The organism is Marinobacter sp. es.048 (genome assembly GCF_900188435.1).
Taxonomy (GTDB): Bacteria; Pseudomonadota; Gammaproteobacteria; order Pseudomonadales; family Oleiphilaceae; genus Marinobacter.
Genome location: NZ_FYFA01000001.1, coordinates 1,890,370 through 1,910,053 on the forward strand (window position 1 = coordinate 1,890,370; position 19,684 = coordinate 1,910,053).

At 47.5% G+C, this 19,684-nt stretch carries 17 protein-coding genes; all 17 read left to right on the top strand.

The genetic code is table 11. The annotated features are described in order from the left end of the window. Positions 1 to 20 precede the first annotated feature (20 nt). The 17 genes from CFT65_RS08745 to CFT65_RS08825 all read left to right on the top strand — a co-directional run bounded on the left by CFT65_RS08745 (position 21) and on the right by CFT65_RS08825 (position 19,682). The gene (locus tag CFT65_RS08745) at positions 21 to 2,720 is read left to right on the top strand and encodes an SLBB domain-containing protein (protein ID WP_088827663.1); all 2,700 of its coding nucleotides are present in this window, start codon (positions 21 to 23) and stop codon (positions 2,718 to 2,720) included. Continuing rightward, on the top strand, positions 2,720 to 3,721 hold the full coding sequence (locus CFT65_RS08750) for a Wzz/FepE/Etk N-terminal domain-containing protein (RefSeq protein ID WP_088827664.1): 1,002 nt from the start codon (positions 2,720 to 2,722) through the stop codon (positions 3,719 to 3,721). Before CFT65_RS08745 ends, CFT65_RS08750 begins: the two co-directional genes overlap by 1 nt. Next, on the top strand, positions 3,684 to 4,970 hold the full coding sequence (locus tag CFT65_RS08755; protein ID WP_088827665.1) for a lipopolysaccharide biosynthesis protein: 1,287 nt from the start codon (positions 3,684 to 3,686) through the stop codon (positions 4,968 to 4,970). The genes CFT65_RS08750 and CFT65_RS08755 overlap by 38 nt, the downstream gene beginning before the upstream one ends. Before the next feature lie 52 nt (positions 4,971 to 5,022). Then, complete coding sequence (pseC, locus tag CFT65_RS08760; protein WP_088827666.1) at positions 5,023 to 6,183, top strand: UDP-4-amino-4,6-dideoxy-N-acetyl-beta-L-altrosamine transaminase; 1,161 nt, start codon at positions 5,023 to 5,025, stop codon at positions 6,181 to 6,183. Next, the gene (gene pseF / locus CFT65_RS08765) at positions 6,180 to 6,872 is read left to right on the top strand and encodes a pseudaminic acid cytidylyltransferase (RefSeq protein ID WP_088827667.1); all 693 of its coding nucleotides are present in this window, start codon (positions 6,180 to 6,182) and stop codon (positions 6,870 to 6,872) included. The genes pseC and pseF overlap by 4 nt, the downstream gene beginning before the upstream one ends. Positions 6,873 to 6,875: 3 nt before the next feature. Further along, on the top strand, positions 6,876 to 7,964 hold the full coding sequence (pseG, locus tag CFT65_RS08770; protein WP_088827668.1) for a UDP-2,4-diacetamido-2,4,6-trideoxy-beta-L-altropyranose hydrolase: 1,089 nt from the start codon (positions 6,876 to 6,878) through the stop codon (positions 7,962 to 7,964). Continuing rightward, positions 7,951 to 8,613 carry a methionyl-tRNA formyltransferase gene (locus CFT65_RS08775; protein WP_088827669.1) on the top strand — a complete coding sequence of 221 codons (663 nt, stop codon included), beginning with the start codon at positions 7,951 to 7,953 and terminating at the stop codon, positions 8,611 to 8,613. The genes pseG and CFT65_RS08775 overlap by 14 nt, the downstream gene beginning before the upstream one ends. Positions 8,614 to 8,666: 53 nt before the next feature. Then, positions 8,667 to 9,362: a methionyl-tRNA formyltransferase gene (locus CFT65_RS08780; RefSeq protein WP_088827670.1), complete on the top strand. Its 696-nt coding sequence runs from the start codon at positions 8,667 to 8,669 to the stop codon at positions 9,360 to 9,362. Next, entirely contained in the window at positions 9,359 to 10,408 is a 1,050-nt protein-coding gene (gene pseI, locus CFT65_RS08785) for a pseudaminic acid synthase (RefSeq protein WP_088827671.1), read from the top strand. Before CFT65_RS08780 ends, pseI begins: the two co-directional genes overlap by 4 nt. Continuing rightward, positions 10,401 to 11,072, top strand: coding sequence for a PIG-L deacetylase family protein (locus CFT65_RS08790; protein WP_088827672.1), 672 nt, complete (start codon positions 10,401 to 10,403; stop codon positions 11,070 to 11,072). The genes pseI and CFT65_RS08790 overlap by 8 nt, the downstream gene beginning before the upstream one ends. Positions 11,073 to 11,178: 106 nt before the next feature. Next, positions 11,179 to 12,627, top strand: a complete 1,449-nt coding sequence (locus CFT65_RS08795; protein ID WP_088827673.1) for a surface carbohydrate biosynthesis protein — start codon at positions 11,179 to 11,181, stop codon at positions 12,625 to 12,627. A 214-nt stretch (positions 12,628 to 12,841) separates the two neighbouring features. Further along, the gene (locus CFT65_RS08800; RefSeq protein ID WP_088827674.1) at positions 12,842 to 14,113 is read left to right on the top strand and encodes an O-antigen polymerase; all 1,272 of its coding nucleotides are present in this window, start codon (positions 12,842 to 12,844) and stop codon (positions 14,111 to 14,113) included. 67 nt (positions 14,114 to 14,180) lie between these two features. Beyond that, positions 14,181 to 15,791, top strand: coding sequence for an aldolase catalytic domain-containing protein (locus CFT65_RS08805; RefSeq protein WP_088827675.1), 1,611 nt, complete (start codon positions 14,181 to 14,183; stop codon positions 15,789 to 15,791). A 7-nt stretch (positions 15,792 to 15,798) separates the two neighbouring features. Further along, positions 15,799 to 16,533: a 3-deoxy-manno-octulosonate cytidylyltransferase gene (locus CFT65_RS08810; protein WP_088827676.1), complete on the top strand. Its 735-nt coding sequence runs from the start codon at positions 15,799 to 15,801 to the stop codon at positions 16,531 to 16,533. Continuing rightward, on the top strand, positions 16,530 to 17,198 hold the full coding sequence (locus CFT65_RS08815) for an HAD family hydrolase (protein WP_088827677.1): 669 nt from the start codon (positions 16,530 to 16,532) through the stop codon (positions 17,196 to 17,198). The genes CFT65_RS08810 and CFT65_RS08815 overlap by 4 nt, the downstream gene beginning before the upstream one ends. 1 nt (position 17,199) lies before the next feature. After that, positions 17,200 to 18,645 carry a hypothetical protein gene (locus CFT65_RS08820; protein ID WP_088827678.1) on the top strand — a complete coding sequence of 482 codons (1,446 nt, stop codon included), beginning with the start codon at positions 17,200 to 17,202 and terminating at the stop codon, positions 18,643 to 18,645. A gap of 5 nt (positions 18,646 to 18,650) precedes the next feature. Further along, positions 18,651 to 19,682, top strand: a complete 1,032-nt coding sequence (locus CFT65_RS08825) for a polysaccharide biosynthesis protein (RefSeq protein ID WP_088828197.1) — start codon at positions 18,651 to 18,653, stop codon at positions 19,680 to 19,682. Positions 19,683 to 19,684: the final 2 nt, after the last annotated feature.

The window sequence follows — 19,684 nt, forward strand, 5'->3', positions numbered from 1 at the left end:
AAACCGCCGGATTTATACCTGTGAAGCTTAAGAACCTATTGCTCCCATTGGCTCTTCTGCTGCCAATGGCCGCGACTGCCCAGTCCATCAGTCCTGCCCAGATTGAGCAGTTCAAGAACCTGCCCAAAGCCCAGCAAGAGGCCCTGGCCCGGCAGTACGGTATAGACCTTGATGGCTTACAGGGTCGCAGTCAGAGCCAGCAGCGCCCTGAAAATGTTGATGTTGTTGAACCTCAACAAGGCAGTGGGGGTGACAACCAACGGAGGATGCAACAAGAACAGGAAGAGCTACAAAAAGAGGAAGAACAGGCCCGTAAAAACGGGGGCCTGAAACCCTTCGGATATGACCTTTTTGCGGGTAGCCCCACCACCTTTGCTCCGGTAACGGAAATTCCGGTTCCCAACAACTACACCCTTGGTCCCGGTGATGTGCTTCGCGTCCAATTGTGGGGCAAAGAGAATCGACAGCTTGAGCTGCCAGTCAGCCGCGATGGCTCTATCAGCTTCCCGAATTCCGGCCCTCTCAGCGTTGCAGGCCTGAGCTTCGATGAAGCCCGGCAACAGATTCGCAAACGGGTCTCCGAGCAATACATCGGCGTGGAGGCCAGTGTTTCTCTCGGCGAATTGCGCAGCATGCGAGTCTTCGTTCTCGGCGAAGCCCGAAATCCAGGCTCTTACACCGTGAGCTCTCTGTCCACTATAACCAACGCCCTGTATGTTTCAGGCGGCGTAAAACAGTCCGGATCTTTGCGTGCCGTTCAGCATAAGCGCAACGGCAAGCTTATCGCTACTCTGGATCTGTATGACCTGCTTCTCAAGGGTGACAGCTCTGGCGACAACCGCCTTCAGCCCGGGGATGTTATTTTCATTCCACCGATTGGCAACCGGGCAGGCATTGATGGCGAAGTATACCGGCCCGCCCTTTACGAACTGGAAGACAAAACCAGCCTCAAAGAACTGGTACGCCTGGCTGGGGGACTTACACCCCAGGCTTACCCGGAGCGTGTAAAAATTGAGCGCACCAACGAAGACTTTCTGAGAATCATCGCCGAAGCGGACTACACGGAGCAGAAGGGGCGGCGTGCTCGGGTTTTGCCGGGGGACCGCATTACCATAGCCTCTATTGCCAACATCACCGGTCAGTATGTAGAAATCCGTGGCGCAGCCACCCGCCCTGGGCGCTATGCGTTCATAGCCGGCATGAGGGTGTCATCGGTTCTCAAGAACCTGCGCAACGACCTACTGCCTGCGGCAGATCGCGATGTAGCTCTTCTCGTAAGAGAGTCCGCGGATGATCAGCTGAGCACTCAGGTGATTGATCTGCGCAGTGCCCTTCGTAACCCTGGCAGTTCAGCGGACCTCATCTTTGAGGAGAGGGACCAACTATTGGTGTTTTCTGATCTCGAGAAAACAGAGCTCGATGAAAGGGCTCTGAGATACGAGGAATATCAAGATTTGCGGGAGCGCCTGGCGAAAGGTGAGCGGATTTCGAAACCGTCCGAGCGCCAGCTGGCGGATCTGCGCCCCCAACAACGGGAAGAACTCCAGCAAAACTATGAGGAGCGCCGTTGGCTTGCCATGCTGGAGCGAGAGCAACTAACTGAAAGTGAACAGGACGAGCTCCGGCAGCTGCAGGACGCAAAGCGAGAGAAACTACTGCCAGGGCTGCTGAAGCAGTTGCGCATTCAGGCAACGCCTCTTGAACCTGCCTCTTTTGTCACCATATCCGGCGAGGTTCGCTACCCGGGTGAATACCCTATCCCGGAAAACGGCGGGCTTGCCGATGTGATTGCTCTTGCTGGAGGGCTGAAAGATTCAGCATCTCTACTTACGGCGGAGTTGGCCAGATCGGAGCTCACAGAAGAGGGCGACCGCAGAGTGATCACCCGCCAGATTGCGTTAGCGGAAGCAATGACAGGCGAGACCCGGCAATTGCTCCAGAGCCGTGATGCCATCTTGATCCAGCCAACGCCGGATTTTGACAAACAATACCGAATCACGCTTTCCGGTGAAGTGCGCTACCCCGGAGAGTACACCTTCGGTGAAGGCGAAACTCTGAGGGACGTTATTGTTCGTGCTGGTGGTCTGACCGAAAACGCTTTCCCCAAAGGGGCGGTATTTACCCGCCAGAAACTTCGACAGTTGGAGGCCCAGCGCCTGCAGGAGGCAGAGGAGCGCCTCCAAGGGGATCTTCTAGGGGTGCAGCTTCAAGGTGACAGCTTCGGTGGTCAGAATGCTCAGCGGGTCCAACAGGTTCAGGGCTTACTGGAAGACGTCCAGAACAGCCGACCTGTAGGCCGCATGGTGATCGACCTTGCTGCCGTCATGCAGGATCAAGATTATCAGAGCATTCGCTTGCAGGATGGCGATACCTTGAACGTTCCCAACATACCGCAGTCGGTTTCCGTGTTCGGGGAGGTACAGTTCCCGACCAGTCATTTGCACCAAGCAGGCCTGACCGTGGATGACTACCTTGAGCGCTCTGGGGGCCCGACTCGCCAGGCGGATGACAGCAGAGTGTACGTTGTGAAGGCGGACGGCTCTGTGATGCTGCCGGAGCAAAGCCGTTGGTTTGGTGGCCGTAGCCAGCAACTGGAACCGGGGGACACGATCATCATGCCGATTGATGTGGACCGCCTGAATCAGTTGGAGTTGTGGAGCAACGTCAGCCAGATTGTTTACCAGATGGCGCTGGGTGCAGCAGCAGTGGGGAATTTGTGATGACCAAGTTTGAATCGGCAAGTCAGCCTGGGATAGGACAACACTACGGTCCAGATGATGAAATTGACTTGCGGGAGTTGTTCACAACTCTTTGGCGCGGCAAATGGATCATGATTGTCGCCACCATTGCCTTCACAGTTGGGGCGGGGGTTTATGTCCTCTGTAAACCTAATATCTATCAGGCCAGCGTGTTGCTGGCCCCCTCTCAAGAAGACAGCCGCGCTGTCGGTGTGGGTGGCCAATTGGGTGGCTTGGCCAGCTTGGCCGGCATCAACTTGAGCGGTGGAGATTCCAATAAAACCGTGATGGCCAAACAGGTATTGCAGTCCCGTGCCTTTCTTACCGATTTCATGCATCGGCATAATCTCAGTGTGCCACTCATGGCGACCAAAGGTTGGGATATGGAGAGTCAGGAGTGGCTAGTCAATGGGGAGGTGTATGACCCCCGAGCCCGAGAGTGGCTGCAGGGCAAGGACGGGAAGAGCCAAAAGCCTACGGACTGGGATATGGTGAAGAAATTCAAGGAAGAGCACCTCAGCATTTCTGAAAATAAAGACACTGGCATGGTTACGGTGAGCATTAAAAGCCAGTCCCCGATAGCCGCCCAGCAGTGGGCTGAAAAGCTGGTGCAAGACATAAACGAACACATGCGCCAGCAAGATGTAGAAGATGCAGAAGCTCGAATTGCATACCTCGAAGAGAAGCTCAGCGAAACAAATATAGCTGGAATGCAGCAGGTGTTCTACCAGTTGATAGAAAGTGAAACTCGTACTGTCATGTTGGCCAATGCTCAGAATGAATACATTTTCAAAACCGTAGATCCGGCCGTGGTTCCTCAGGAAAAAAGCGAGCCTAATCGCGCGCTAATTGTAGTTCTGGCAGTTGTATTAGGAGGAATGCTTGGAGTTTTTGTTGTTTTCGTTCGGGTTTTTCTGAGCGGGCGAAGCGCCGGTAATGCTTCCAATGCAAACATCAGTGCAGGCTTTGATGAAAGAGCATAATGCTCGTGTAAAGCTCTTGAATATATCGATCCGAGCAATAACGCTGGGGTGTCGGTTTTTATTCATTTTTTTTCTGGCCAAGCTGCTTACACCCGCTGAAGTGGGCCTATATGGGTTGGTGACAGCAACCGTCGCCTATTCCCTATATTTTGTTGGTTTGGATTTTTACACTTACACAACACGTGAACTGGCATCGCATCCGCGCTTTGTGTGGGGCGGGCTACTGAAAAACCAGATCGTACTGTCGCTCGTGCTTTACGCAGTGGTATTGCCGGCTCTTTTGCTAGTATTCGTGAGTGAAATGCTGCCGTGGGAACTGGCCAAATGGTTTTTCATGCTCATTGTGTTGGAACACATCTGCCAGGAATTAACTCGACTGTTCATTGCTGTATCAGAGCAATTATCCGCAAGCATCGTATTGTTCCTGCGGCAAGGGACGTGGGCGATCGTAATAGTTTTAGCAATGCTTTATGAGGAGAGCTTGCGAAATCTGGACGCTGTGTTCGCAACCTGGGTAATGGCCTGTGGTATCGCAATAGCTTTTTCAGTTCGAAAACTTCGCTCAATGGAGGTCAAGGGTTGGTCTGCCAGAATAGACAGAGAGTGGATCTGGCGTGGTATCAGAATTGCGCTACCTCTTCTGATAGCCACCCTGGCCATACGCGGCATATTCACCATTGATCGTTATTGGGTACAGTGGCTTGCGGGCTTGGAGATTGTTGGCGCCTATGTTTTGTTTATCGGGCTAGCAAGCACTTTAATGTCGTTTTTGGATGCTGGCGTTTTCTCTTTTGCCTATCCAGCGATGATTGCTGCATACCAGCGAAATGAGCCGCAACGTTACCGCAAAAAAATGCGCGAAATGCTGTTACTAACTTTACTGTTTTCGTTCGGATTTGCCGTTGTCAGCGTCGTGGTCTTGCCTTATTTGCTTGATTGGTTGGGTAAAGATATATACTTGCAGAACCAAGTACTGTTTTATTGGCTGCTGCTGGCAACTATTCTCAATGCGCTGGGTATGGTTCCTCACTACGCGGTGTACTCCCAAAAACGCGACCGGTCAATTATTCAATCCCATCTGGCTGCACTGCCGGTTTTTATTGCAGTGACGGCCCTGGTGGGCATCTGGAAGCCATTGTTCGCAGTGCCAATCGGTTTGTGTGCATCGCAGTTGTTTATAATCTTCTGGAAGGCTCGCGCCTACCTACAGTGTACGCCGCGCCCTTTCCTCGGCATCGCCAAGGCCTGATGAATTCCCTAGAATTAGTCTGTCTAACGTTACCTCAAGTCAAGAGCCCTTTATGATTCCCTACGGTCGGCAAGACATCACTGAAGAAGATATCAAGGCGGTTGTGGAAGTGCTGACTTCCACACACCTGACCCAAGGCCCCGCCGTTCCCAAGTTTGAGCAAGCCGTTATCAGGCACTGTAATGCCAAACACGCTGTCGCAACCAATAGCGCCACTTCAGCACTTCACATAGCCTGCCTTGCGCTTGGTTTGGGGCCTGGTGACTGGTTATGGACAAGCCCGAATACCTTTGTGGCTTCGGCGAATTGTGGCCTTTACTGTGGAGCGAAGGTCGATTTTGTGGATATAGACCCCCGGACCTACAACCTTTGCCCGAAGGCGCTGGAAGACAAACTACAGGTCGCGGAGAGGAACGGAAACCTGCCCAAAGTAGTTGTTCCCGTCCATTTTAGCGGTCAGCCTTGCGATATGAGGTCGGTCCACGAGCTTTCAAAAAAATACGGGTTTAGAATCATCGAAGATGCCTCCCATGCGATTGGGGGGAAATATCTGAATGAGCCCATAGGCAATTGTCGTTACAGTGACATTACGGTGTTCAGTTTCCACCCAGTCAAAATTGTCACCTCTGCAGAGGGCGGCATGGCAGTTACGAACAACGATAAGCTTGCCGAGAAGGTAGCACTGTTACGAAGCCATGGAATCACCCGCACCCCCAGTTTGATGACAAAGCCCATGGAAGGCTCCTGGTATTATCAGCAGGTTGACCTGGGGTTCAATTACCGCATGACGGACCTTCAAGGGGCTCTTGGCGCCAGCCAGATGGGGCGGCTTGTGCATTACGTTGCGCGCAGGCATGAGCTGGCGAAACGATACGACAAACTCCTGAAAGACTTGCCAGTCGTTACTCCCTGGCAGGATAAAAATGGCTATTCTGCTTTCCATCTGTACGTGATCCGTTTGAAGCTTGGCGAGATTAACACCTCTCACGTGGATGTATTTGAAGCTCTGCGCGCAAAGGAGATTATCGTCAATCTCCATTATATTCCGGTGCACACCCAACCCTATTACCGGGAAATGGGTTTCAGTGATGGCGACTTCCCGGAATCCGAAAAGTATTACTCTGAAGCCATCAGTATTCCCCTTTTCCCGGCGCTGACATACGACGAACAGGACTTCGTGGTAGAGTCGCTTAAGGAAGCTATGGGCTTATGATCGTTGCGGTTATTCCAGCACGAGGTGGCAGCAAGCGCATACCTCGTAAAAACATCAAAGAGTTTTGTGGCAAACCGATGATCGCTTGGTCTATAGAGGCCGCAAAGGAGAGTGGGTGTTTTAACAGGATAGTTGTATCCACAGACGATGAAGAGATTGCAGAAGTTGCGAGAGCCTGGGGCGCATGGGTTCCTTTTATGCGACCGCACGAGTTATCAGATGACTACACTGGAACTTTGCCAGTAATTCGAAATGCCGTGGACTGGATTAATCAGAACGACTCGCAGGTAAAATATGCATGCTGTCTTTATGCAACCGCGCCTTTCGTTTCACCTGAGGACCTCCAACGCGGCTACAGCCTGCTCAAGCAAGAATCTGCAAGCTTTGCTTTTTCGGTGACCAACTACGCCTTTCCAATCCAAAGAGCCATTCGGATCACGGAGAGTGGACGGGTGGCCATGTTCAATCCTGAGCACTTTAATTCTCGTTCCCAAGATCTGGAAGAGGCATGGCATGATGCGGGCCAGTTCTATTGGGGAACCAAAGAGGCGTGGATGGAAGAGCAGACGTTGTTTAACGAAAGAGCTGTCCCAGTAAAGCTCCCAAGACATCGGGTTCAGGACATCGATACCCATGAGGACTGGGTGCGAGCTGAGTGGATGTTCCGTGCCATGAAGAGTAAAGAATAACGAATGAGAATTGTCTTCCGGGCAGATGCCTCAATTCAGATGGGAACTGGCCACGTGATGCGCTGTATAGCGTTGGCTGACGAATTGAAACGCCAAGGGCATGAGTGTCGTTTCATTTGCCGTGAGCACCCTGGGCACTTGGGCAAGTTCATCGCGGAAAAAGGTTTTGAGCTTAGTCTACTGCAGAGTGAACATTCGCCTCCCCTCAAGATTGATGCTAACCGGCACGCTGAATGGCTTGGTGTTAGCTGGGAGGTGGATGCTATGCAAAGTCAGGCTATCCTGGGCATGATAGATGCTGACTGGCTAGTTGTAGATCACTATGCACTGGATGACTTGTGGGAGAGGCAGGTAAGCCCTTTGGTTGGCAAAGTTATGGCTATTGATGACTTAGCTGACCGAAAACACCATGTGGACGTGCTTCTTGATCAGAACTTGGGTAGATCTAACATTGACTACGAAGGGCTGCTCCCCAAGTACTGTATTCGATTGATCGGTCCTCGTTACGCGCTACTCAGGCCAGAGTTTTCTGGTGCCAGAGAATGCAGCTTACATCGTAGGAGGAAGGCAGGGTTGGGCCGAATTCTCATATCGATGGGTGGAATGGATACCCCCAATACAACATCTTCGATTTTGAAGAGTCTACAGCATTCAGATTTACCATCTGAGCTCAATCTTGATGTAATAATGGGCTCTGCCGCACCAGGGCTGGATGAAGTTCGTTATTTATCGGAAATATCCCGTTTCAATACCAGTGTGAGTACAGACGTTCGCAATATGGCTGAGCGTATGTGCCTGGCTGATTTATCCATCGGTGCTGCAGGGAGCACATCCTGGGAGCGCTGCGTTCTCGGGCTTCCATCAATTGCAGTTGCCCTGGCGCATAACCAGTCAGCAATACTGGAAGCCCTACATAGTGCAGGGGCTGCTGAAAAACTTGGCTACCCGTTCGATGAGTTGGACCTGATTGATGCTGTGAACCGTTTTCACAAAGAACCCGAAACTCTGGAGGCAATGACGGAGAGAGCGTCAAGAGTGTGTGATGGGAAGGGTGTAGATAGAGTGTTGGAGTGGTTAAATGTTAAGAAGTGATGACAAGTCCGCAACTGTTCTCGTGGATAACGACTCCTGGATAATGCCTTACGCCGAGCGGTTGGTAGATAGTATTCACCAAATGGGCCTTAGTGCTGAACTGGTTCGGAGTGCGGATGAAATTAGAAATGGCTGGGTCTGTTTCCTGTTGGGGTGTGTCAAAATCGTGCAACCCAGCCATCTTAATAGGAACAACCATAATCTGGTGGTTCATGAGAGTGGCCTTCCCAAAGGGCGGGGGTTTGCCCCGATGGCCTGGCAAATTATTGAGGGTGCTAACTCTATCCCGGTTTGTTTGTTGGAGGCTTCCGCGGGCGAACCAGACGCTGGAGATATATGGCTGCGGGATTCAATCGAACTCGATGGCAGTGAGATGCTCCCAGTGTGGCGCCATCTTCAGGGAGAAAAGACAATCGAGCTTTGCCTCAGATTCCTTAAAGAATACGATTCGTTGCGTCCAATAAAGCAGACCGGAGAGCCCTCCTGGTACCGTCGTCGAAGGCCCGCTGATAGCGAGCTTGATCCTCATTTATCCATCATGGAACAGTTCAATCTGATCAGGACCGTCGACAATGAGAGATACCCAGCTTTTGCAAGGCTTAGTAATAGGAAACTTGTTTTCAAAGTCGATTATGAAGACAGCAACTAGTCAAATCAGATCGTTGACGAACCCACGCATGAAATCGAACCTGGAATAATCTTTTGCAAGAACAAACCTGCGTCCTCGCGACCTCCAAACCTTGGCATGAGCCACTCGCTGCTAAATATCCGGTTGCAGGGTGTAGATTCGTGTGGGCTCACAATCCAAGACAGCTGGAAGAATTAATTGGCCAGGAAGATAGTATCCGATACATTTTTTTTCTGCATTGGAACTGGCTTGTTCCGGAAGACATCTGGAAGAATCATGAGAGCGTCTGTTTTCACATGACAGACGTTCCGTACGGTAGGGGTGGCAGCCCATTGCAGAATCTGATTGTTCGTGGCCACAAAGACACCAAGCTCACAGCGCTCAGGATGGTGAGAGAAATGGATGCAGGGCCGGTGTATGTGAAACGAGACCTTTCATTGAAAGGAACAGCGGCGGAAATCTACCAGAGAGCTGGGGAGCTGAGTTTCGAAATCATACAATGGATAGTCGGTAACCAGCCCGAGCCGGAACCGCAATCCGGCGAACCGGTTGTTTTTAAACGCAGAAAACCAGAGCAGAGCATCCTGCCAGGCACCGGAAGTTTGGAAGGCCTTTATGATCATATCAGGATGCTGGATGCGCCTACCTATCCCCTTGCGTTCATCGAGTATGGGGAGTTTGTTATCGAATTCTCTGATGCTCGTGTCGAGGGTCAAGAGCTAAATGCATCGGTAAAAATCCGGAAGAAACAAAATCAGGGGCAGTCATGAAAGACGTTACTATTGATGGGGCCAAGATCGGACCGAAACATCCTCCTTATATTATTGCTGAACTATCGGCTAACCATAATGGTTCCCTTGAAAGAGCCTTAGAGACAATAGACGAAGCCAAGCGGCGTGGTGCCTCTGCCATAAAGTTGCAGACTTACACGGCAGATACCATGACGATTGACAGCGATCGTCCGGAGTTTCTGATCCAGGGTGGCCCTTGGGATGGATTTAAGCTTTATGACCTCTACAAGTGGGCAGAAACACCCTTCGAGTGGCATAAAGCCATGTTCGAGCATGCTCGTAAAATAGGCCTTACTGTGTTCTCAACGCCTTTTGACGAAACAGCCGTTGATTTATTGGAGCAGCTGGATGCACCCGCCTACAAGATCGCTTCTTTTGAAGTGACCGACTTGCCACTCATCGAATATGTGGCGAAAACTGGCAAGCCAATGATTATGTCGACGGGGCTGGCCACCGAATCGGAGATTGAGGAGGCTGTCGCTACTGCTAAAAATGCTGGTTGCGAAGAACTGGTCCTGTTGCATTGTATTAGTAGTTACCCTGCACCCATGGACCAGGCAAACATTGCACAACTGGTTGAGCTAGGCCAAAGGTTTGATGCTGTTCCAGGGTTGTCGGACCATACACTGGGCACCGCAGCGTCCGTTGCTGCGGTTGCGCTTGGCGCTTGCCTGATTGAAAAGCACTTTATTCTGAGCAGGAATGATGGTGGGCCTGACAGTGGCTTCTCGATTGAACCTGATGAGCTGGAACGTTTGTGTAAAGACACTCGAGATGCCTGGGAGGCTGTCGGGGAGAAAGGATACGTAAGACAGAAGGCGGAGGAATCGAACCGCATTTTCCGTCGATCAATATATTTTGTGCGAGATATGAAAGCCGGAGAGGTAGTTGAGGAAAAAGATATCCGACGCATCCGCCCCGGCGTAGCCTTGGAACCGAAGTATTTCAAGTCTCTGATCGGCAGAACCCTGGCGACTGACGTAAGCCATGGAACGCCGACAAGTTGGGAGCATTTTGATGGGTAAGACGGTTCTTGTTGTTGCTGCCCACACTGATGATGAAGCCCTTGGCTGTGGTGGAACGATTGCCAGGCACGTCGCAGAGGGTAACTCTGTCTACGCTGTCTTCCTTGCTGATGGAGTAACATCACGACCTGATTCAACCCAGGAAGAATCGAAAAAGCGCAATAATGCGGCTGCCAAGGCTCACGAAATACTCGGAATCAGGAAGTCTTATCTGCTGGGTTTTCCCGATAATAAGATGGATGGGGTAGCACTGTTAGAAATTGTTCAGAAACTCGAGGCGGTCCTTGACGAAATTAAGCCCCAAATAATTTACACTCATCATCACGGTGACCTAAATGTAGACCACGAGATAACGCATAAAGCTGTAATCACAGCGTGCCGCCCAGTACCAAAATCTCCGATACAAGAAATCTACTCTTTTGAAGTACTCTCCGCTACAGAGTGGAATACTCCAGGAGTTGATCCATTCATCCCCAATGTTTTTGTAGATATTTCATCATATATTGAAAAAAAAATAGAAGCTCTTACCGCTTATCACATGGAAATGCGGTCCGCCCCGCACTCTCGATCGATTGCGAATTCGGAGCGTCAGGCAATTCTGCGAGGAAGTACAGTAGGAGTATCTGCCGCCGAGGGCTTTAGCTTAGTTCGGTTAATTCGTTAATACGCCCCCCGCACCCGGCTTGTGCTTTCTATGGCACGTTAAAGCCGAGTATCAAGCGAAAAGCCAGTTTTTCTAGTGACAATTATTTATCGATCAGGTTCGTAAAATGAAGCAGAGTATCGTACTCCACGCCGTAGATTCACCACGTAGAGATATGGAGTGGCGTTTATTTCTGGCTGCAAAGTTAGCTGAGCGGGGAATAACGAGCATAATAGGATCTAAATCAGCTATCCGAGCTATTCACGCAAGATCGAAAAACTGTGTATTTCTTGGGCGCCTGGACAGTAATACCGGCCGAACAAAACCAGATCGTGAATATGTCTCGGAAATGGAGAAAAGGGGAACCTCCCTCCTTTTTTTGCATGATGAAGGTGCTTTGTACTTTAAAGGTGAGTATGAAGATTGGGTAAGAAAAATCTATCCAGAAGAGTATTTTGGTAGTAAAGCTGTCAAAAAGGTGTTGTTTTGGGGAGAGGCTCAAAGAAACATCTTTAAGTATTCTCGTTATAAAGACAAATTCGAAGTCTCCGGGTTTCCACGCTTTGACCTCTGTAAGCCAGGCTTGAGTAAAATTGATGAGTCATCGGTTTCGAACCTCCAGAAACGATATGGCGATTTTATTTTAATATGTGGCAGATTTGCTGCAGTGAATACGGTGGCTGATGATCCATCAGCGCTTGGAAAAAGAAGTTATGATATAAGAGTAGAGGGAGGGGCACTTAAAACAAAACAAAAAGATGAGATATTGAAGTCGATGTTTGGAGCATGGGAAAAAGTATCTCTGGAGTTTTCTCAGTTCGTGCCCGCAGTTGCAAGGTTGGCTCTAGACTTCCCAGAACTAAATTTTGTTCTTCGGCCCCACCCAGCAGAAAAAGAGTCTTTCTACACTGACGCATTCGGACATTTTGACAATATTTTTATCAATAAAACTGGGGACGTAAGGCCATTCATCAGAGCATCGAAAGCATTGGTTCATAGTGAATGTACGACTGGCCTTGAGGCTGAGCTCAGCCGAAAGCCTAGTATTAATTTTAGGCCCTGTGCCGATCACCCAATGGCCCGTGATTATGAGGTTGCAGGTGCTTCGGATATTGGTGTTACCGTAAAGAATTATGAACAACTAAGGGAAGCACTGTCGCGTATTATAAAACCGAATTTTATTTTTCATGAATCTGAGTATGATGCAAGCCACTTAACGATAAACTTAAAGAGCGATTTTTCAAGTTCAGAAAAAATATGTAATTTAGTTGAAATTTGCGCAGCCGAAAATGAACCTTCGAAAATATATGATAAGTATCAGTCGTCAGATTATATAGGATACGCAGGTCTCTGGTTTTTCAAAGTTCTTGCAAAGAAAGCTCTAGGGTATTTGGGTGTTGAAAGGTTCAAAAAGGTGGTTGTTGGTGAAGGAGATTTAAAGTTTTACAGATATAGTGATAATGAAGTTGAGGAATTATGGGGTGCTGTAAGATCTAAAAAGGCAGTGTTGATAAAAGGTTCCAATTTATATTTTGTTTCTCCCAAGGGTTCTCAGGTAAATTTTGACAAATATTAAGGATGCTTTCTGAAAAACAGAATTCAAAGTATCTATTTATTATATAAATTTTTTCATAACGAATGAAGATTCCCGGCTACTTTGCGAGAACTAGAGGTTTTTCTTTTTAGGTTTGTTAAATATCTTTTTATCAGGCACTCTCATGCTTCAGTATTGACTGCTCACGTTGTCGCTTGTTCTTGCCTGGTTATTCTATAGAGTAGCGCCATTTTAAATGCTAATCATCAGTCTTTATTTTCTGTTTTATGTAATTGTATTCCGGTTGCGATATCCTATCGTAACATTCATTTGTTTTATGTTTTCTTTGTCGTTTATTTCTGCTTGGTTGATAGGGCGAAATCTACAAATTAAAAATTGGTCTGATCTTGCTAACTTGAGCTTCAGCCTTTTAGTTTTGTCATGTTTTGCTCTTTCATTTTGCAGTTGCGCCAAAAAACCAACATTTACAATTTCTAACAAAAATTTTTTTAGGTTTTTTGCTGTAATACTTGCGGTGTTGTTAGCTCCTGCTATTGTTATTAATGTTTATATAGTTATTGGCTCCCTAGATTATGTTTTATCCGGCAATGTAAGTATTACACAGTTCAAAAATCAAGGGGAAGCGGCTGAGTTAATTCGAAGTTGGATCGACCCCAATTTGGTATTTTATGCAAATTTAGTGTCGGGTCTTGGGGTTATTTCAATTTTTTATCACTTTTATTATTTAAATCAAAAAAGGGGTTTTCTTACCGTTTTTTACTTCATTGTCAGTCTAAATCTTCCATTGGTTGGTTTGCATGGTCTATCAAGGGCTTCAATCGTTCATTTCATTCTAATGTATTCTTGTCTTTATCTTTATGTTTATCAAGCCCTTGATCGAGGTGTTCGGCGTAAATTCAACGTTTTGCTTGCATTGATAGGCTTTGTTGTTCTGATTGCATTTTTATTAATTACCTATTACAGGTTCTCAGATTCTACCTTTTATCAAATATCAGAGGGCGCGATAGTTCAAAACAAAGTTATTTACTCAATTTTTGATTATTTTTCCCAATGGATAAATAATGGATTAATAGTAATGAACAGATTTTCACTTAATGATTTATGGCTTGGGAAATCGTCGATATCTCTTTTTGACTATGTTTTGGAAAGGCTGGGATTTCACGTCCAGTCTTACGTTGAGCTCCGGTCGGATACATTGGGAATCTATGGAAGTCGCTTTAATGGACTCGTAGCGACATTAGTGTATGATTATTCATATGTTGGTGTTCTTGTTTTTTTGGCCGCTTTTTCCATGGTGGTTAAAATGGCGTCGTCTTCTGGTGCGTTTTTAAACGGTTACTCACTACCACTGATCGGCTTCCTTTTGTCGATTCCAGCCTTGTTTTTCTCAAATAACTATCTATCCAATGAGATTTTTTCACTTAGTGGGCTGTATGCTGCAGTGTTTCTCGTTTTGTCAAAAGTAAGATTTCCTTTTAGCTTAACGCCAAGATCAACTTTTACCTGATATTATAATGTTTAGATTTATGTTGAAAGTTGCGCTAGATTTTCTCTTACGACAATAGGTATATTTTATGGATCCCAAGCTCGTATTTTTAGATTGTACTCTTAGAGATGGTGGTTATTATAACTCTTGGGACTTTTCGGAAAAGCTTGTCTCAGAATACTTGAGCGCTATTAGTGAAAGTGGCGTTGATGTAGTCGAGCTGGGGCTTCGTTCTAGAAAGGCGGGAGGGTTCAAAGGCATGTTCGCCTTTTGTCCTGAGGAGTACCTGTCCGCTTTGCCCATTCCTAAAAATTTGCAAGTAGGAGTGATGGTTAATGCCTCCGAGCTTCTGGAATCGGACGATGTCAGTTCAACACTCGAAGATCTTTTTCCTGTGCCCGCAGCCCAGTCCTGTATTGATCTTGTGAGAGTCGCGTGTCATCTCCACGAGGTGCCGAGTGTTCTTGTCGGGACTTCTTGGCTGAAGAATAAGGGCTATCAAGTAGGTATCAATTTAATGCAGATAGCAGGGCGCCCTAAAGAGGACATCGTGGAACTGGCCCGCATGGTCGCAACAACACCGGCGGACGTTCTCTATTTTGCCGATTCATTGGGTAGCATGGATCCTGAAGCGGTTGCTGATACCATCAGATCCCTCAGAGAGGCGTGGAGTGGCCCCATAGGTATTCATACCCATGACAATATGGGAATGGCTCTCCAGAACTCGCTTCGCGCAATTGGCGAGGGTGCAACGTGGCTCGACGCCACCGTTACGGGAATGGGACGAGGGCCGGGTAACGCAAAAACAGAGGAGCTTGCGATTGAAATAGCTGAACGACGCTCCGATCCGAGGGCGCTCGTGCCTATTTTTCATCTTGCTTCCGAGATTTTCATACCTTTACAGCGAAAGTATGGCTGGGGCACTAATCCTTTCTATTATTTGGCTGGTAAGTATGGGATCCACCCGACATACATTCAGGAGATGCTGAGCGACTCACGATATGATGAGGCGGATGTTCTAGCCGTTATTGACCATTTGCGGCGCGTAGGCGGGAGGAAGTTCAGCGCAAGTACACTGGGCACTGCTCGAAGTTTCTATCAGGGTGAAGCAAAGGGCGAATGGCGTCCTGCAGAGAGTTTCTTTGGGCGAGAGGTTCTCCTCCTGGGGTCAGGCCCAGGAGTGCGAGAACATTCTTCAGCTCTGGAGACATTTATCCACAGACATCGCCCTGTTGTTATGGCGCTGAACACACAGTCAGCTGTGTCTGAGGAGCTGATTGACTTCCGTGTTGCATGTCATCCTGTGAGGCTGATGGCGGATGCCAGAAAGCACAGTCAGTACCAGCAGCCTCTCATCATGCCTTATTCGATGTTACCCGCGGACGTGCAGAACTCCTATGGCCCCGAGAGAGTGCTTGATTTTGGTTTAAGTGTAGAATCGACGCTGTTCACGTTTGGAGAGACCAGCTGCGTAGTACCGGCACCATTGGTTGCAGCTTACGCGTTGGCTTTGGCCAGCAGCGGGGGGGCAAGTCGGCTGCTAATGGCTGGCTTCGATGGATACGGAGCCGATGACCCGCGCAGTGAGGAAATGGAAAATCTCTTGAGATGTTACGAGAATTCCTCCGGAGCCTGCCCTATTCTGGCTGTGACTCCCACACGCTACAAAATACCACTGACATCAATTTATCTGTTGTGAGTTCACTATGAGGACAGTTGTAATCATTCCAGCAAGGTTTTCATCTAGTCGTTATCCGGGAAAACCATTGGTGCCTTTACTGGGTAAGCCAATGATTCTTTGGGTTTCAGAATTGGCAGCGAAAGCGGTAGGCAATCAGAATGTATACGTTGCAACAGATGACGATCGTATTGCGAGAGTGGTAGAGCAAGCTGGGTTCAGATTCGTTATGACAGGCGAGGCGCAAACAGGAACCGACCGTATCGCGGACGCTGCACTTGCGATAGACGGAGACATTTTCATCAATGTACAAGGAGACGAGCCGCTTGTTGACCCCCAGGACATTCTGAATATTCGTGATGCGAAGCTTCGTAATCCTGAGAAAGTTATCAATGGCTATGCCTGGCTATCGGATTCCGAGGATCCATCTAATGTGAATATTCCCAAGGTGATCACGAACGAGAGCGATGATTTGGTTTATATGTCTAGGCTCCCGATACCTGGATTTAAAGAAGAAAAGAATGTTCCTGATCGTTACAAAAAGCAGGTCTGTATTTATGCTTTTTCTAAAAATGAGCTGAAAAAATATCGGGAGTTTGGCAGAAAGAGCACACTGGAACAGTGTGAAGATATTGAGATTTTGCGCTTCTTTGAGCTTGGTGTGCCAGTGCTCATGGTAAAGACAAGGCCGGGAAGTCTTGCTGTGGATGTCCCTGACGATGTGGGGAAAGTGGAGTCAGCATTGCGAGCGCTACAGTCATGAAACGGTCAATTGAATCATATTCAACCCTAATTTTTGACTGTGACGGTGTTGTTCTGGACTCAAATGCAGTCAAAACCCGTGCATTTTATGAAACTGCACTAGAGTTTGGACAGGATGCTGCCGAACAACTGGTTGCTTACCATAAGGCCAATGGTGGTGTTTCACGGTTTAAAAAGTTCGATTACTTTCTAGCAAATATCGTTAAAAACGTGGATCCTTTGCCATCACGTGAGGAGTTGGTTGAAAAGTATGCGAGGAAAGTAAGGGAGGGTCTGGTAGAGAGCCGCGTGGAGCCAAATATTGATGTTATGAAGCGCCTTACTCCTGATTCGAACTGGTTGATAGTATCTGGCGGTGCGCAGGACGAATTAAGGTGGGTTTTCAGTGAAAAAGGAATTGACGTATTGTTTGAGGGCGGAATATTCGGATCGCCGGACTCAAAGGAAGAAATCTTGGATCGCGAGATCACCAAAGGGAATATAGTCGAACCAGCACTTTTCATCGGTGATAGTAAGTATGATTATTTGGCGGCCAAGAAATATAACATCGACTTTTTATTTATTAAGCAATGGACAGAATTTGCTGGTTGGTCCGAATTTTGTTGCTCTCATAACATTATTGTCTGTGAGGAGCTAAGCGATATTTTAAAACTAGAATTTGATTAATATGTCCAGAATTTTGAAGCTTTCCGGGAATACCTGGTGGGTCAAAAGTGATGCCGGGTGGCAAGAGTTGAACCTTGAGAACGCCTACAACAATGAGTTTATTGAAGATCTTAATTCCTGCAGTCGTCATGCCCCTTTTTCTGACTACATAAACGAACTGTATTTATACTATTTTGTAAGAAGTAAGGAGTTAGAGCAGGTTGTAGGTGAGGTGGATGAATCGTCATACTCTTGTAAAGCTAGGCTGGCAGATAAAAGCCTTCTTTTTAATATAAGAAAAAAGATTGGTTTTAAGGTCGGCTTATTACAATCTGTATTTTTTTATCTGCAGGCATTAATTGCTTTCTCTGCATCAATATTTCTTAGTGTTTTTGTTTCGGTTATTTTGCCGTTTATTCTTTTGATCAAGTGTAGAAGCCGATATTCATCTCCAAAAAATAGTTTGAGGTCAAGAAAAAACGTATTCTTTGTCAGAAGTAAGTCTGGCTACTCTCGAGCAAAACGTTTTATTGAGGAGAGCTCTAATTGTATTTTATTTGTTGATGATTTTTCCAAGATTAATGTTCCGGGCGAATCGATATATGTTGTGCTTTGGTCGTCGAGCTTTCTTAGGATCTACCTGAGAACATTGAGATATCTTTTCCGAGATTTATCGCTATTTTACAAAGACGCAAGCGCGCTCTTGGGAAGTTGGGTGGCACTGTCTGTATTTTGGGACTACTGGAAACGAATACCTCAGAAGGTACTTTATGAAGCTTGTTTTGAGGAGGTTTTGCAACTTTCGTCAAAGAAGTCTGAGTTGTTTTCAGGTGAGAAAGAAGACCGTTTTGCCATGCTGCAAACACGATGCTGTTATCGGAGTGGTCACAGACTAAACTGCCTTCCTCATGGGCTGGAATACGGTTTCAGATTTCCTGGTGGGTTGTGTGGTAGTGCGTTTTATTGTTTTAGTAGGAGGGCCAAGGAGTTTCTTGAATCCATATACTCTTCCAATAAGTTTTTATACTCGGAGGATGTCGTCAATAGAATGCTTGGGATAGGTATGGATTATCGAAGAAGTACTATCGATAGAGTTTGTTTCTTCACGGAGCCCAGGGATCAAGGTGTTAATTTTGAAATAATAAATCAACTAGTCGCAGAGAATATCAAGTTCTCAGTCAAACTACACCCTTTAGAAAACCAAGAAATATATAAAGATCGATATCCGAACATCGACATGATTTCTGACTTAGAAGATGCGTTGAGCTCCTCTTTCTGCCTGTCCAGAAAATCAACGGTACTTATCGAAGCATCGCAGCGTGGTAGTCAAGCGATAGCCATACTCATAAACCAAAAAGATAGATTTTATGTTGAGCATTTATTCCCTTCTCTATCTTCAGAAAAAATAGCGAAGGCATATAATTTCAACGATTTAACTCGAGCTCTGGCAATAAACAATGATGGGTGAATTCTGTGGTATTTAAAGGTAAGACTCTTTTGATTACGGGTGGTACTGGTTCGTTCGGTAATGCCGTTCTGCGTCGTTTTCTTGACTCTGATGTTGGCGAAATTCGTATCCTCAGTCGCGACGAAAAGAAACAAGACGACATGCGCAAGCGTTACGACAACCCTAAGATAAAGTTTTATATTGGGGATGTGCGGGATTATCAGTCTGTTCTGAATGCCGTTCGCGGTGCCGATTTCATCTTCCACGCAGCAGCGCTGAAGCAGGTACCGTCTTGCGAGTTTCACCCGTTGGAAGCGGTCAAGACCAACGTCCTTGGTACCGAGAACGTACTTGAAGCGGCGATCAGTACTGGTGTTCAGCGAGTAATCTGTCTCTCAACGGATAAAGCTGTTTATCCAATTAATGCCATGGGCATATCCAAAGCCATGATGGAGAAGGTAGCGGTTGCCAAATCTCGCAGCGCGAACGATACCGTCATTTGTGCCACCCGGTATGGAAATGTGATGGCGTCCCGTGGCTCTGTTATCCCGCTGTTCGTGGACCAGATTCGCGCTGGCAAAGAAATCACCATTACTGATCCGAACATGACCCGGTTCATGATGACACTCGATGATGCTGTGGATCTTGTTTTGTATGCCTTCGAACACGGTAATCCCGGAGATATTTTTGTCCAGAAGGCGCCAGCTGCAACGATTGAGACTCTCGCGTACGCTCTGACTGATCTGCTTAAGCAGCCCGAACATAAGGTCCATGAGATCGGCACCCGCCACGGTGAGAAGCTGTTCGAGGTGTTGCTTAGCCGTGAAGAGATGGCTGCAGCGGCAGACCTTGGTGATTATTTCCGTGTGCCGCCCGATCTGCGTGACCTGAACTACGGGAAGTTTGTTGAAGAGGGTGAAAGAAAGATTTCGGAAGCGGTAGACTACAACTCCCACAATACCACTCGCCTTGATAAAGCGGGAATGCAGGAGCTGCTGATGAAATTGGATTTCGTTCAGGCCATTGTGCGCGGCGAGAACGCAGAACCTCAGGATTGAAT